The 14,990-nt window shown below is 38.7% G+C and carries 13 protein-coding genes; 3 read left to right on the top strand and 10 right to left on the bottom strand.

Annotation, left to right across the window (positions count from 1 at the left end; translation table 11 throughout):
• Positions 1 to 156: 156 nt before the first annotated feature.
• From lysS to xerD, 5 genes are all read right to left on the bottom strand, one after another.
• A complete protein-coding gene (lysS, locus tag ABN217_RS06675) occupies positions 157 to 1,671 on the bottom strand; it encodes a lysine--tRNA ligase (protein ID WP_072069223.1) in 1,515 nt (504 codons plus the stop codon).
• Positions 1,672 to 1,679: 8 nt separating this feature from the next.
• Positions 1,680 to 2,778, bottom strand: a protein-coding gene (gene prfB, locus ABN217_RS06680) for a peptide chain release factor 2 (protein WP_099074846.1) whose coding sequence is annotated in 2 segments (ribosomal slippage) — positions 1,680 to 2,702 and positions 2,704 to 2,778 — 1,098 coding nt in all. Because the reading frame shifts where the segments join, the coding sequence is not laid out codon by codon here.
• Positions 2,779 to 2,950: 172 nt separating this feature from the next.
• On the bottom strand, positions 2,951 to 4,684 hold the full coding sequence (gene recJ / locus ABN217_RS06685; protein WP_349459243.1) for a single-stranded-DNA-specific exonuclease RecJ: 1,734 nt from the start codon (positions 4,682 to 4,684) through the stop codon (positions 2,951 to 2,953).
• A 9-nt stretch (positions 4,685 to 4,693) separates the two neighbouring features.
• Positions 4,694 to 5,401 (bottom strand): bifunctional protein-disulfide isomerase/oxidoreductase DsbC, encoded by a 708-nt coding sequence (dsbC, locus tag ABN217_RS06690; RefSeq protein ID WP_072069225.1) that lies wholly within the window; start codon positions 5,399 to 5,401, stop codon positions 4,694 to 4,696.
• Between the two features lie 33 nt (positions 5,402 to 5,434).
• On the bottom strand, positions 5,435 to 6,373 hold the full coding sequence (gene xerD, locus ABN217_RS06695) for a site-specific tyrosine recombinase XerD (protein ID WP_115350651.1): 939 nt from the start codon (positions 6,371 to 6,373) through the stop codon (positions 5,435 to 5,437).
• Between the two features lie 108 nt (positions 6,374 to 6,481).
• Here xerD and fldB point away from each other — a divergent pair, with 108 nt between their 5' ends.
• Positions 6,482 to 7,000 (top strand): flavodoxin FldB, encoded by a 519-nt coding sequence (fldB, locus tag ABN217_RS06700; RefSeq protein WP_196554922.1) that lies wholly within the window; start codon positions 6,482 to 6,484, stop codon positions 6,998 to 7,000.
• A gap of 16 nt (positions 7,001 to 7,016) precedes the next feature.
• Here the strand turns inward: fldB and ABN217_RS06705 are convergent, their stop codons facing one another.
• Both ABN217_RS06705 and sdhE read right to left on the bottom strand, forming a co-directional pair.
• A complete protein-coding gene (locus tag ABN217_RS06705) occupies positions 7,017 to 7,424 on the bottom strand; it encodes a protein YgfX (protein ID WP_196554923.1) in 408 nt (135 codons plus the stop codon).
• 460 nt (positions 7,425 to 7,884) lie between these two features.
• Positions 7,885 to 8,160: an FAD assembly factor SdhE gene (gene sdhE, locus ABN217_RS06710; protein ID WP_036938885.1), complete on the bottom strand. Its 276-nt coding sequence runs from the start codon at positions 8,158 to 8,160 to the stop codon at positions 7,885 to 7,887.
• A gap of 263 nt (positions 8,161 to 8,423) precedes the next feature.
• Here sdhE and ygfZ point away from each other — a divergent pair, with 263 nt between their 5' ends.
• Together ygfZ and ABN217_RS06720 are read left to right on the top strand one after the other, a co-directional pair.
• Positions 8,424 to 9,410: a tRNA-modifying protein YgfZ gene (gene ygfZ, locus ABN217_RS06715; RefSeq protein WP_196554924.1), complete on the top strand. Its 987-nt coding sequence runs from the start codon at positions 8,424 to 8,426 to the stop codon at positions 9,408 to 9,410.
• A 27-nt stretch (positions 9,411 to 9,437) separates the two neighbouring features.
• A complete protein-coding gene (locus ABN217_RS06720; RefSeq protein ID WP_196554925.1) occupies positions 9,438 to 10,040 on the top strand; it encodes an HD domain-containing protein in 603 nt (200 codons plus the stop codon).
• 68 nt (positions 10,041 to 10,108) lie between these two features.
• Here the strand turns inward: ABN217_RS06720 and gcvP are convergent, their stop codons facing one another.
• From gcvP to gcvT, 3 genes are all read right to left on the bottom strand, one after another.
• On the bottom strand, positions 10,109 to 12,985 hold the full coding sequence (gcvP, locus tag ABN217_RS06725; RefSeq protein WP_196554926.1) for an aminomethyl-transferring glycine dehydrogenase: 2,877 nt from the start codon (positions 12,983 to 12,985) through the stop codon (positions 10,109 to 10,111).
• 128 nt (positions 12,986 to 13,113) lie between these two features.
• On the bottom strand, positions 13,114 to 13,506 hold the full coding sequence (gene gcvH / locus ABN217_RS06730; RefSeq protein ID WP_196554927.1) for a glycine cleavage system protein GcvH: 393 nt from the start codon (positions 13,504 to 13,506) through the stop codon (positions 13,114 to 13,116).
• A gap of 34 nt (positions 13,507 to 13,540) precedes the next feature.
• Entirely contained in the window at positions 13,541 to 14,635 is a 1,095-nt protein-coding gene (gene gcvT / locus ABN217_RS06735) for a glycine cleavage system aminomethyltransferase GcvT (protein WP_196554928.1), read from the bottom strand.
• Positions 14,636 to 14,990: the final 355 nt, after the last annotated feature.

Consider the following 14,990-nt stretch of genomic DNA (forward strand, 5'->3'; position numbering starts at 1 on the left):
CCCCTTTATTGAACAGCAATCCCCTTCTTATTCAAATGATTATTTTGTCATCATAAAAAATATAATGTTTTGTTATTAAAAGTAAAAAAGCCACCTTTCGGTGGCTTTATCAATAACTTATTTTTTGTTAAATAAATGATTTATTTAAAATAATAATTATTTATTAGGACGCATTGCCGGGAATAAAATGACATCACGGATAGTGTGGCTGTCAGTAAATAACATTACCATACGGTCAATACCAATCCCTAAGCCAGCTGTTGGCGGTAAACCATGTTCTAATGCCGTAATATAGTCGTGGTCAAAGAACATCGCTTCAGCATCACCTGCTTCTTTTTGGCGAACTTGATCTTCAAAACGCTCTGCTTGGTCTTGTGCATCATTAAGCTCAGAGAAACCATTACCAATCTCACGACCACCAATAAAGAATTCGAAACGGTCAGTGATAAATGGATTATCGTCGTTACGACGAGCTAATGGTGAAACTTCTGCCGGGTATTCAATGATAAATGTAGGTTGAATTAAGTGACTTTCTGCAACTTCTTCAAAAATTTCACACTGAACACGGCCTAAACCCCAGCTTTTCTCAATCTTAATACCAATAGATTGAGCAATAGCAACTGCTTTATCCATATCATCAAGATCAGCCATAACAGTTTCTGGACGATATTTGCAGATAGCTTCTTTCATGGTTAATTTGGCAAATGGTTTGCCAAAATCAAATTCTTGGTCACCGTATTTCACTAACGAAGAGCCCAGTACATTTTCAGTTAATGTACGGAATAATTCTTCCGTTAATTCAATCAAGTCACGGTAATCTGCATACGCCATATAGAGTTCCATCATAGTGAACTCTGGGTTATGACGCGGTGATACCCCTTCATTACGGAAGTTACGGTTGATTTCGAATACGCGATCAAACCCACCCACAACTAAACGTTTTAAATATAACTCAGGTGCAATACGCAGATACATATCAATATCTAACGCATTATGATGAGTAATAAACGGACGTGCACTTGCTCCACCAGGAATGGTTTGCATCATTGGCGTTTCAACTTCCATAAAACCTTTGTTCACCATAAATTGACGGATACCCGCCATAACTTGTGAACGAATTTGGAAAGTTTTACGTGATTCTTCGTTAGAAATCAGGTCTAAATAACGCTGACGATAACGCATTTCTTGGTCAGCTAAACCGTGGAATTTATCCGGTAACGGGCGCAGTGCTTTAGTTAATAAACGCACTTCTGTACAGTGAACACTTAATTCACCTGTTTTCGTTTTGAAAACACGACCACGAGCACCTAAGATATCGCCAAGATCCCATTTTTTAAATTGCTCGTTGTAGATACCTTCTGGTAAATCATCACGAGAAACATAAAGCTGAATACGACCACCCATGTCTTGCAATGTAGCGAAAGATGCCTTGCCCATAATACGGCGAGTCATCATACGACCTGCAATAGCAACTTCCACATTCGCTGCTTCTAACTCTTCTGCACTCATTGCATCATACTTTTGATGTAATTCGTCAGATAATGCATCTCTGCGGAAATCATTTGGGAATGCGTTACCATTATCACGTAAAGCGGATAATTTTTCGCGGCGTGTTTGCAGTTCGTTATTTAAATCAGGTGCCTGCTCCGCACCTTGTTGCTGTTGCGACATGTTTTTCCTCACAGGCCCGCTTTTAAGCTAGCTTCAATAAATTTATCAAGATCACCGTCTAACACTGCTTGTGTATTGCGTGTTTCCACACCAGTACGTAAATCTTTAATACGTGAATCATCAAGAACATAAGAACGAATTTGACTACCCCAGCCAATATCGGATTTATTATCTTCCATTACTTGCTTGTCTGCATTTTTCTTCTGCATTTCTAGCTCGTATAACTTCGCTTTCATCTGCTTCATTGCCTGATCTTTGTTCTTATGCTGAGAGCGATCATTTTGGCATTGAGTGACAAGACCTGTAGGAACGTGGGTTATACGTACCGCAGATTCTGTTTTGTTAACGTGCTGCCCACCCGCACCTGAAGCACGATAAACATCAATACGTAAATCAGCTGGATTGATTTCAATATCAATATTGTCATCAACTTCTGGGTAAATAAAGGCAGAGCTAAATGAGGTATGGCGACGGCCACCTGAGTCAAATGGGCTTTTGCGAACTAGGCGGTGAACACCTGTTTCTGTACGCAACCAACCATAAGCGTACTCACCAATAATTTTGATAGTCGCTGATTTTAATCCTGCAACATCACCGTCAGATTCTTCAATAATTTCCGTTTTAAAGCCTCTTGATTCAGCCCAGCGTAAGTACATGCGCATCAGCATACTTGCCCAATCTTGCGCTTCTGTACCACCAGAGCCTGCTTGCAAATCAAGGTAGCAATCCGCACTGTCATATTCACCAGAGAACATGCGACGGAATTCTAATTGCTCAAGCTTTTTATTTAACACATCTAATTCAGCAATGGCTTCGTTAAATGTCTCTTCATCATCAGCTTCAACCGCTAGTTCAAGTAAACCAGAAACGTCTTCTAGTCCTTGGTCTAATTGGTCGATAGTTTCTACGATAGCCTCAAGAGATGAACGCTCTTTTCCCAATGCTTGCGCCCTTTCTGGCTCATTCCACACATCAGGTTGTTCTAATTCAGCGTTAACTTCTTCTAAACGCTCTTTCTTGGCATCATAGTCAAAGATACCCCCTGAGAACATTTGTTCTTTCAGAGACTTCTTCAATTTGGTGTTTTACTGGGTTGATTTCAAACATGCTTTTTCGTCTTTATGTTGTTTTCAAAAACAATTGGAATAAATTTTGAACCGCATATTGTAACGGATATATCCACGGGTTTATAGCATTTATATACAATTGTCTACTCAATAGTTGTTGCCATAACAACGCTTTTACTTTATATCACAATAAATTGCTTAAATTATTCGAATTAACAAGGCCAAATGTGCTCAACAAGTAATTGTGCATTTCTTTGCCCTCTAAATTCATTCACATCTAATCGATAAGCTAATTCAACTGTTTTAATACTGTTATCAGGCCAAATATTGATATCAACATTAAATGCAATGGCATCAATCATCAGATGACTATTTACAGGCTGAAGCATCATTTTTAAATGCTTACTCCCTACAATACGCTGTTGCAACAACATAAATTTGCCGTCAAATAATGGCTCAGGGAAAGCTTGCCCCCATGGGCCTGCTTCTCTTAGCATTTCAGCAATAGGTAGCGATAATTGATTTTCTGTTAGTTCACCATCAGATAAAATAACACCTTGCAACTGCTCGTCAGAAACCAATTCAGACATTAAAGACGAAAAATGACGCTGAAATAGCGGGAATTTATCTTCTTCAAGTGAAAGTCCTGCCGCCATTGCATGCCCACCAAACTTAAGCATTAATCCAGGGTTTAAAGTATTTAATCGTTCTAGTGCATCCCTAAGATGTACACCACTGATTGAACGACCGGAACCTTTTAATAGACCATCACCGCTAGGTGCAAAAGCAATAACAGGACGATGTAATTTTTCTTTAATACGAGACGCTAAAATACCCACAACACCTTGATGCCATTCAGGATGATAAATCGCTAAGCCATTCGGCAAGTCATGTTGAGTGCCCATAAATTGGCGGAAAATAGAGGAGGCTTCTTCTTGCATACCCGCTTCAATTTCACGACGCGTTTGATTTAAACCATCAAGTTCATTAGCAATTTCACGCGCAGAGCCAATATTATCCGTTAGAAGCAGAGCAACGCCTACTGACATGTCATCAAGACGCCCCGCAGCATTTAAACGTGGCCCTAAAGAAAAACCTAAGTCACTGCTTACCAGCTGAGATAGCTCCTTACGAGAAACTTCAGTAAGTGCTTTTATCCCTACACAACAGCGACCAGCTCGAATACGACGTAATCCCTCATAAACAAAAATGCGGTTATTCTCATCAAGAGGAACGACGTCTGCCACGGTTCCTAATGCAACTAAATCGAGAAAATCAGCCATATTTGGACGTGCTAAATTGTGTTGCTCAAACCAACCTAATTTTTCTAATTCAGCTCGTAATGCCGTCATTAAATAGAAAGTAACACCAACACCAGCTAATGATTTAGATAAGAAATCACAATCAGCCAAATTAGGATTAATAATCGCATCAGCAGCTGGTAATGTTTGCCCCGGCAAATGGTGGTCTGTTACTAGGACTCGAATACCGCATTCATGGGCAGTCTCCACACCTTCAAAAGATGAAATGCCATTATCAACAGTGATAATGAGATCAACCCCTTTTTTTGCAACATCATGAACAACTTGAGAGCTTAAGCCATAACCATCATCAAAGCGATTGGGAATATGATAGCTTACTTGTTTAAATCCCATTTGGCGTAATGCTTTGATGGCCAGTGCTGTACTGGTTGCACCATCGGCATCAAAGTCACCGACAATCACGATACGAGATTGCTGTTTTAAGGCCTCAATGAGCAATGTAAGTGCTGTTTCAATTCCAGTTAATGCTTGATAATGAAGTAAGCCTTTTAACGAGCGTTCTAGTTGAACTTCGGATGTTATTCCACGATTAGCATAAATCTGTCGTAATAAAGGATCTAAGTGATCCGGCAATTGGGTTGCCTGTGCAATTCGACGACGTAGTGTCGGTTCAATAGTGACCATAAAACGTGATTACTTCTCTTTTTTATCTAATAATTCAATAAGGTTTTGAGCAGAAATATACCCGCCATAAATACTCGCATTAGGTAACACAATAGCAGGTGTACCTTGAATTCCCATCATGGTACCTAATTTAAAATGTTCATTAATATTAATTTTTTTACATTCATCAATGGGAATAATTTTGTCACCTTTAAATGCACTGTCTAATGATTTATTAGGGAAGCCGCTACACCACACAGCATTCATTTCTTTACTCACTATATTATTGCCAACACCATTACGAGGAAATGCTAAATAACGTACTGTTATCCCCTGTTTATTTAACTCAGGTACTTCTTGGTGAAGTTTTTGACAGTAAGGACAACTAATATCAGTAAAAATGGTGATCACATGGCGTTCATTACGCGCTTTATAAACGATCATTTCATTTTTAAGTGAATCTACTTTTTTCATAATAACTTGATTGGCAATACTAACAGGTTCACCACTGCTGATATTATAAATAGGGCCTGCTGTTAGGTATTTACCATCGTCAGTTATATAAAAAATACCTTTATCTGATAACACTGCATTTAATCCAACAATCGGGGTTGGTTGAATGCTTTCTGCTTTAATTTGCATTTTAGCCAGTTGTGCTTCAATAGAAGCATTGTCAGCAAGCACAGGCATTGACACCATACTTAATAGTATTGGCAACCAGAGTAATTTCTTTTTCATTTAAATTCCTATTTAATGCCAGCGTGTTGGTGGCTATCCCCTTGGATGATGTTGCTGATGAAGCACTTTCAAGCGCTCTGTTGCAACATGGGTATAAATCTGTGTTGTAGAGAGGTCACTGTGCCCCAATAACATCTGTACAACACGCAAGTCTGCTCCATGATTTAAAAGATGTGTTGCAAATGCATGGCGCAACACATGGGGTGATAACTTTTCAGTATCAATTCCAGCAATCACAGCATAATGTTTTATCCGATGCCAGAAAGTTTGTCGTGTCATTTTTTGCCCTCTTAGGCTAGGAAAAACGATATCATCTGTTTTTCCTTGCATTAAAGTGGGTCTTCCATATTGCAGATATTGTTCTAACCAGTAAATAGCCTCTTCCCCTAAAGGGACTAATCGTTCTTTATCACCCTTACCGATCACTCTTAATACACCTTGCCGTAAGCTGATATCAGAAAGAGATAATCCCACTAATTCAGAAACCCGAAGTCCACAGGCATAAAGCACTTCAAGCATTGCTTTATCACGTAATTCTAATGGCTCATCAATACAAGGCGCATTAAGTAAATCATCCACTTGCCGTTCACTTAAATCTTTAGGTAAACGTTTTGGCAATTTTGGGGTTGAGAGTAATGCACTAGGATCATCTAAGCGTAATTTTTCACGATAAAGATATTGAAATAATCGACGCATTGTACTGAGCAAACGAGCAGCACTACTGGCTTTATAGCCTTCATCAAGACGCGTCGCGAGAAAAGATTGTAAATCCAAGGTGGTCACAGATAACCAATCCGATTGATGATGTATAAGCCATTGACCTAATGCTTGTAAATCTAAGCGATAAGAACTGAGTGTATTGGCTGATAATCCTTGTTCTAACCAAATATTGTCGAGAAATTGCTCAATGATAATATCTGTATCTTCATGAGTCTGCGTTGTTTTTTTTATCGATAATTTGGTTTGTGGCACAGTCTTACTCTCCTGCTCTTTAGTTTATTGCCTTTACATTATGCCTTATAAAACTTTTTTTCTGATACAATAGTGACCTTTATTGGCAAAAATATCCTAAAAATCTTTATGAAAATTGGTCTATTTTACGGTTCTAGCACCTGTTACACCGAAATGGCGGCAGAAAAAATTCGTGATATTCTCGGTGAAGAGTTCGTTGATCTTCATAATGTTCAAGAGTGTGATATCACGCTTATGGAGCAATATGACATTCTTATTTTAGGTATTCCCACTTGGGATTTTGGCGAAATCCAAGAAGATTGGCTCAACATTTGGGAAACATTGCCAACATTAAATTTAAAAAACAAACTTATTGCGATGTATGGAATGGGTGACCAAGTCGATTACAGCGAATGGTTTCTTGATGCACTAGGTATGCTTTACCATCATTTATTGCCAAGTGGCGTTAAATTTATTGGGTTCTGGCCTGTTGATGGATATGAGTTTGTCAGTCCAAAACCATTATCAGATGATGGTAAGCATTTTGTTGGCCTTGCATTAGATGACGTTAATCAATTTGAAGAAACTGATGAACGTTTATCACAATGGTGTATGCAAATTTTACGTGAAATAGAAGAAAATTTATAAATAGAATGCCCAGAGATTAAATATCTGGGTATTGCATTAACAGTTGCGAAAAATTACGCCATTCATTTTCAGTCATGCTATCAAAAGCGACCCATAACGTGATTTGTTTTTTATTCAAAATAGAGGTCAACGTTATTTGAGTACCAAATCGACTAATCCAGGGACGCTTTGTAATTTGCCACTCATGAAGTTTCCATTGCACTCGATTACCATTCAGTAAAGCAAAATCACCTTTGATTCGACTAATATTTTTTTGCGTAAAATACCAGCTTCCAATCAAAAATAGTAACAAAGGCACCCAAATATAAATAAAATCGGGAGGCCATGGATATAGCAATAAGCCTATTTCAAAAGCAACATAGATTGCCGTTGAAAAGAGTTGTGTAAACCATGACACTGTAAGATGCGATTTCCATAAGATCACGAGTTATATTAACTCCTGCTTTAGTTCTATACCGATATAAATAACGTTAAAGAATAACCTATTTATAATGTAACTTCTTTTTTAACCTTGTAAATAGTTTACCTTACATTTTAGATTTAATTTTTTATTATTTATGACTATTTTATACTTAATCAAAAAAACAATTTAATAATAAGTACGTAATCTTTATTCTTTTTAAATTGCTGTTTTAATAAAATGAGCATACCTGATTTACTAAATACTCAGAAGATAATCATGAAAAAAGATCATTTAAACGATGATTTATAGAGATAACACGCATTTTTATCGCAAACCTGTTTTTTATTTCATCACATTTTAGAACATAACTAATATTATTTTTATATAAAAATAAAAAACGCCTTTATTAGATAATAAAGGCGTCTTTATAACCAATAAAAATTATTATTTAGCCTATCGCTGATTTTATACGTTTTTTTTATTAATATTTATCAACGATCTCTGCCATTCTCGCCCGATTACGCTCTTGGATTAACTTCACCATATAATAGAGCGATTCATCGTCAGGACGACCATGATTCATTAACCAGTTAAATAAATCAGGATCTGCACATTCGAGTAAACGAACAAAAAGCGCTTTATCGTTATCAGATAACGTATCGTACTCATTTTCGAAAAAAGGCATGATAGAAATATCCAGCTCGCGCATTCCACGGCGACATGCCCAGTTAATTCGTGCTTTATTCTCTATATCGATAGTCATACTCTGCTCTTTACATTGTTCAAATCAAGAAATACTACGATTTCTTCCTACCTCGATGATAGTCTTATCACGAAATTTTTAACATCAAAATGATCACAGTTTGCAGGTTTCGTCTCATAGACACCATATTGAATACACTCTTAATGGTCATCTGTCAGGTTCATTTTCTGTGCGTTATAAATAATAATGACTTGCATTGTCTCGTGACTCTTTTACCATAACTGATGTATCTGATTAATTTAATCGCTGGTGACATCATGACTCAAAATTCGACTCAGGCTAAACGCCCTCATGCGGCAATCAATTTACCGTTAACACTGATTTCTTTAGATGAATGGTCACTGATAACAGCAACCGGTGCTGACAGTGAAAAATATCTACAAGGCCAATTAACAACCGATATTACAGCACTTCCTGCAACCACGCATACACTATCAGCACACTGTGAAGCAAAAGGAAAAATGTGGAGCACATTACGCTTTTTCCATATGCAAGACGGTTTTGCTTATATTTTGCGTAAGAATGTCGCACAAAAACAACTGACTGAATTAAAGAAATACGCAGTATTTTCAAAAATAACCCTAGCCGAAAATACACAAGCCGTATTATTAGGATTAGCAGGGCAAGGCGCAGCTCAGGCTTTAGCTGACTATTTTCCTAATATTCCTCGCAAAGCGAATGAAGTCGTTAATCACGATAATACTTATATTCTTCAATTACCTTTACCTACTGAGCGCTTCTTAATTGTCACTGACGAAGAAACAGCAAAAAATCTAGCCACGACATTAAAAGCTGAAACAAGTGATAGTGAACAATGGTTAGCTTTAGATATTGAAGCTGGATACCCTATTATTGATACCCCAAATATCGAACAGTTCTTACCTCAAGCAACAAACCTACAAGCATTACCTCTGAGCATCTGCTTTAAAAAAGGCTGTTATACTGGTCAAGAAATGGTCTCTCGTGCGAAGTTCAGAGGTGCCAATAAACGTGCTATGTATCTATTATCTGGTGGTAGTACTGAGTTACCAGAAATTGGCGGTAGTATTGAGTGGCAATTGGGTGAAGATAAATGGCGTAAAACGGGCACTGTATTAAGTGCTGTACGTATGGCTGACAATACTATCCTTACAGAAGTTATTATGAATAACGACATGGAAGCTGACAGCGTATTTCGTGTCCAAGGCGACAACATCAGTCGCTTATCCATTAAACCTCTTCCTTATTCTTTAGAAGAAGAGTAACTCTTATTTAAATCAGAATGGATTTTTATGACACAACAACCTAATGGGGCTTTTGGCCCCTTTTCAGAGACTATTAATTTCATTATGGAATTAGATAAACTTAAACGTGTTTATCGTAAAAATAATGTGTTAGACAATAGCCGTTCTGAAAATACGGCAGAACATAGCTGGCATTTTGCGGTTGCCGCAATGAGTTTCCAACCTTATGCAGGCAATATTGATATGGGACGTGCTATTCAATTAGCTTTAGTCCACGATATCGTTGAGATCGACGCTGGTGACGTTATGGTGTATGACGTTGCTGCTCGTGAAGCAATCAAAGAACACGAGCAAAAAGCCGCAAGACGCATTTTTGCTTTATTACCATCCCCACAAAGTGAATATTTCCTCAATTTATGGCTGGAATATGATGCTGCTGAAACACCTGAATCTCAGTTTGCTAATATTCTTGATCGCGCCATGCCAATGCTGATGAACTTACATAATGAAGGTCAAAGTTGGGTGGAAAATAATATCCGCTTAGAACAAGTATTAGCGCGCAACCTGTTTATTGAAAAACAGTGGCCAGAGTTTTGGCAATATCTCTACCCTCAATTATTAGAGGCGCAGAAAAAAGGCTGGTTGAAGTAACAACAAAAAAATACCGATGGCTAACTTAACCATCGGTATTTAATTTAGAAATATTGTTAGATTAAAGCTTATTCGTAATCACTAATTGGCGCACATGAACAATGTAAATGACGATCGCCATATACATCATCAAGACGTTTAACCGCTGGCCAATATTTGCTTTGTTTCGTTGCTTCACTTGGAAACACAGCACATTCTCGGCTATAACTGTGTGACCACTCTTGTACTAATTCATATTGTGTATGAGGTGCATTAACTAATGGATTGTCACCAATTGGCCATACGCCTTTATCTACCTGTGCAATTTCAGCTCGGATAGAAAGCAGCGCTTCAATAAAGCGGTCAATTTCTACTTTACTTTCTGATTCTGTCGGCTCAATCATCAATGTACCCGCAACAGGAAAGGACATGGTTGGAGCGTGGAATCCATAATCAATTAAACGCTTAGCCACATCCATTTCACTGATACCATAATTCGCTTTTAATGGGCGAATATCGATAATACATTCATGTGCGACATAACCATCAGCGCCAGCATAAAGAATGTCATAGTCATTTTTCAAACGTTGTGCAATATAGTTCGCATTTAAGATTGCCACTTGGCTTGCTTGTTTAAGCCCTTGCGACCCCATCATACGAATATACATCCAACTAATTGGTAATATTGAAGCACTACCGAACTGGGCAGCAGAAACTGCACCTTGTGTGGTGACATTTTCCATTTCAACAACAGAATGCCCCGGTACAAATGGTGCTAAGTGTGATTTCACACCAATAGGCCCCATACCAGGACCACCACCACCATGGGGGATACAGAAGGTTTTATGCAAGTTTAAGTGAGAAACATCAGAGCCAATAAAGCCTGGTGTAGTTATCCCTACTTGCGCATTCATATTGGCACCATCAAGATAAACTTGTCCGCCATATTGATGAATAATCTCGCAAACTTCACGAATACCTTCTTCGTAAACACCATGTGTTGATGGATATGTCACCATTACGCAAGAGAGTTCAGCTTGATGTTTTTCTGCTTTGGCTTTTAAGTCTGCAATATCAATGTTGCCATTGTCATCACAACCAACAACCACCACAGTCATGCCTGCCATATGTGCAGACGCAGGGTTAGTACCATGTGCAGAGCTTGGAATTAAACAGATATGACGTGCATTATCACCACGACTTTGGTGATAACGGCGGATTGCTAATAGACCCGCATATTCCCCTTGAGCCCCAGAGTTTGGTTGCATACACATTGCATCATAACCGGTTAATGCAGCAAGCCAATTAGCCAATTGTCCAATCATCACCTGATAGCCTTTCGCTTGATAGGCTGGGCAGAATGGATGTAGCTCTGTAAACTCAGGCCATGTAATTGGGATCATTTCAGCAGCCGCATTTAGTTTCATCGTGCATGAACCTAATGGGATCATTGCTTGATTTAAAGCTAAGTCTTTATTTTCTAAACGATGCATATAACGCATCATTTCAGTTTCACTGTGATAATGATGAAAATTTTCATGTGTTAACACAGTGTCTTTACGTAGCATAGACGCGGGAATAGATGCTGAAGATGAAACGACTTGTTTATCAAGTGTATCAATATCACCTACTAATGCTTTACCACTAAGGATCTCAATAAGCTTTAATACATCTTCACGAGTTGTTATTTCACTTAATGTGACACCAACGGCACCCACAATATCCGTGCGCAAGTTAATTTCAGCGTCTTTTGCACGTTGTAATACAGCGGCTTTATCTGCTGTTTCAACCGTTAAGGTATCAAACCAAGTTTGATGGCGTAAGGTCATGCCATTTTGTTGTAAACCCGCAGCCAAAATATCAGTTAAACGATGAATACGTTGAGCGATGGTTTTTAACCCTTCAGGCCCATGATAAACCGCATACATAGCAGCAATGTTGGCAAGTAAAACTTGAGATGTACAAATATTGGAGTTGGCTTTTTCACGACGAATATGCTGTTCTCGTGTTTGCATTGCCATACGTAATGCACGATTACCTGCTGCATCACGAGACACACCAATGATACGACCAGGCATTGCTCGCTTATATTCATCACGACAAGCAAAGAATGCCGCATGAGGGCCACCGTATCCCATTGGTACACCAAAACGTTGTGCTGAACCTAATACGATATCAGCACCTTGATGACCTGGCGCTGTTAATACCACCAGCGCCATTAAATCGGCAGCAACACTCGTAATAATTTTGCGTTCTTTCAGTTCAGCCAATAACTTACTGTAATCATGAACTTCACCTGTTGTGCCAACTTGTTGTAATAGCACACCAAAAACACCTTCAAGCTCTAATACCTTTTCCGCTTTATCAACAACAACCTCAAAACCAAAGGTATCTGCGCGTGTTTTTACCACATCTAGGGTTTGGGGATGAATATCATCAGCGACAAAGAAACGATCTGCATTTTTTAGTTTGCTTACACGTTTTGCCATCGCCATTGCTTCAGCGGCAGCCGTTGCTTCATCGAGTAACGACGCAGAAGCGAGATCCATTCCCGTATAATCAATAGTGACTTGTTGGAAATTCAGCAGTGATTCAAGGCGGCCTTGAGACACTTCTGGCTGATACGGTGTATAAGCGGTATACCAGCCTGGATTTTCTAATAAATTACGTAAAATCACGGGAGGCAATACAGAAGGCGCATAACCCATACCAATATAAGAAGTAAAACGCTTATTTTGGCTGGCAATGGCTTTAAGTTCAGCCAAGGCTTCTTGCTCTGTTGCTCCAGCACCCACATTTGGTGGAGTATCTAGTTGGATATTATCTGGAACAATTTTTTGGGTTAATTCATTTAATGAGGAGACGCCAACAGCACTGAGCATCTCTTTAATCTGTTCTGGTGATGAACCAATATGGCGACGAATAAATTCATCACGATACTCTAACTGATTTAAACTCTGTGTCATTGCAAGTAATTTCCTGAATTCACGATGAATGGATAGGTAATAGCCATGGCTTAAGAACGTAGTGATAGCAACAAATAACAAGCTAATAAATAAAAACGCCCCGGTATGATTTGACGGGGCGCTTAGTTTTATTCTTCGCTATCTACCAACTCTTGATAACCAGTAGCATCAAGTAGGTCATCTAATTCGCTTTCATTATTTGCTTTAATGCGAAATAGCCAACCTTCTCCGTAAGGTGCGCTGTTTACCAGCTCTGGAGAACCATCTAACTCTTCATTTACTGCGATAATTTCACCCGATAATGGTGAATAAATATCTGATGCAGCTTTTACTGATTCCGCTACTGCACAATCATCACCGGCTGCTACTTCTCTACCCACTTCAGGTAGATCAACAAACACCATGTCACCTAATAATTCCTGTGCATGTTCAGTAATACCGATAGTGTATTCACCATTGCCTTCTGAACGGACCCACTCATGAGACTGCGCGTATTTTAATTCACTAGGTATTTGACTCATTGACCTTACTCTCCATTTAAAATAATTGTGCGTGTTATACCAATGCTTTACCTGAACGAACAAAACCAGGTTTAACAACTTCTACTGGCATTTCACGATTACGCATTAATACAATTGCGCTATCTTTAATACCTGCGGGAACTCTTGCTAATGCAATACTAAAGCCTAATGTGGGCGAGAAAGTACCGCTTGTAATCACACCTTCTCTTAATTCACCCAAATCATCAGTAAAGTGTACGGCAGTACCTGCACGTAACACACCTTTCTCTCGCATAACAAGGCCGACAAGTTTATCTGTGCCTGTTGCGCGTAATTTTTCTAATGCTTCTCGACCAATAAATTGACGATCTTCAGGTGCCCACGCAATCGTCCACCCCATATTAGCTTCAAGCGGATTAATAGTTTCATCCATCTCTTGGCTATAAAGATTCATTCCAGCTTCTAAGCGTAATGTATCTCTTGCACCTAATCCGGCAGGTTTAACACCTACCGCTAATAATTTTTTCCAGAAATCGACTGCTTGCTCTTTTGGCATCGCAATTTCATAACCCGCTTCACCGGTATAGCCTGTTGTTGCGATAAATAAGTCATCAAGTTCTACACCATAAAAAGGCTTCATAGTTGAAACAACTTGGCGTTGCTGTTCAGTCAATAATCGTTGAACCTTTTCTTGTGCGTGAGGGCCTTGAACCGCGATTAAAGCCAAGTCATCACGAACAGTAATATCAACCACGTAATCTGAAGCATGTTGTTCAACCCATGCCAGATCTTTTTCACGAGTAGCGGAGTTCACCACAAGGCGATAGAAAGAATCATCAAAGTAATAGACGATAAGATCATCAATTACACCACCTGATGCATTAAGCATACCGGTATAAAGCGCCTTACCTTTTTCGGTGAGTTTAGCGACATCATTCGCTAATAAATAACGTAGGAAATCTTTAACTTGCGAGCCATGTAAATCAACAATGGTCATATGAGAAACATCAAACATACCTGCATCACTGCGTACATTGTGATGTTCATCTATTTGAGAGCCATAATGCAACGGCATCATCCAACCATGAAAATCGACCATACGAGCACCGCAGGCTACGTGCTCATCATACAACGGAGTCTGTTTTGCCATTCTTCCCTCTTTCTACTTTTACTTTAGATTATTCAGAGAACGCAATTTGTTAAATATAAAATTAAACTTGATTAGAAATCAGTGTATTAATCACGAGTTTAAGTTTATTTTTAAACATGGATTTAACAAATACGAGCAATTAACGTACAACGCAAACGATACCATCCTCTTGAACTTAGCATTGCCAGAAAAAATAAACCATAAGTTAAAATAGGGTATTGTGTCTCTCAATCATAATAGAGAGATATGAGTATGCAGAACTAATGATTGCAATTATGCGTATCAGCGCTCATTTTTAGCGAGGAATTCCTGTAAAAAAGGAATTAGTGCAAAGAATAGACTGAAAAAATAGATT

Origin of the sequence: Proteus sp. fly-1067, from assembly GCF_040139345.1 — a bacterium.
GTDB classification, from domain to species: Bacteria; Pseudomonadota; Gammaproteobacteria; order Enterobacterales; family Enterobacteriaceae; genus Proteus; species Proteus vulgaris_B.

Bases quoted from the DNA above. Each gene is read 5' to 3' on its own strand.
- ygfZ (WP_196554924.1), top strand. From the start codon at position 8,424: ATGACTCAAAATTCGACTCAGGCTAAACGCCCTCATGCGGCAATCAAT.
- gcvH (WP_196554927.1), bottom strand. From the start codon at position 13,506: ATGAGTCAAATACCTAGTGAATTAAAATACGCGCAGTCTCATGAGTGG.
- dsbC (WP_072069225.1), bottom strand. From the start codon at position 5,401: ATGAAAAAGAAATTACTCTGGTTGCCAATACTATTAAGTATGGTGTCA.
- fldB (WP_196554922.1), top strand. From the start codon at position 6,482: ATGAAAATTGGTCTATTTTACGGTTCTAGCACCTGTTACACCGAAATG.
- ABN217_RS06720 (WP_196554925.1), top strand. From the start codon at position 9,438: ATGACACAACAACCTAATGGGGCTTTTGGCCCCTTTTCAGAGACTATT.
- gcvP (WP_196554926.1), bottom strand. From the start codon at position 12,985: ATGACACAGAGTTTAAATCAGTTAGAGTATCGTGATGAATTTATTCGT.
- lysS (WP_072069223.1), bottom strand. From the start codon at position 1,671: ATGTCGCAACAGCAACAAGGTGCGGAGCAGGCACCTGATTTAAATAAC.
- gcvT (WP_196554928.1), bottom strand. From the start codon at position 14,635: ATGGCAAAACAGACTCCGTTGTATGATGAGCACGTAGCCTGCGGTGCT.
- recJ (WP_349459243.1), bottom strand. From the start codon at position 4,684: ATGGTCACTATTGAACCGACACTACGTCGTCGAATTGCACAGGCAACC.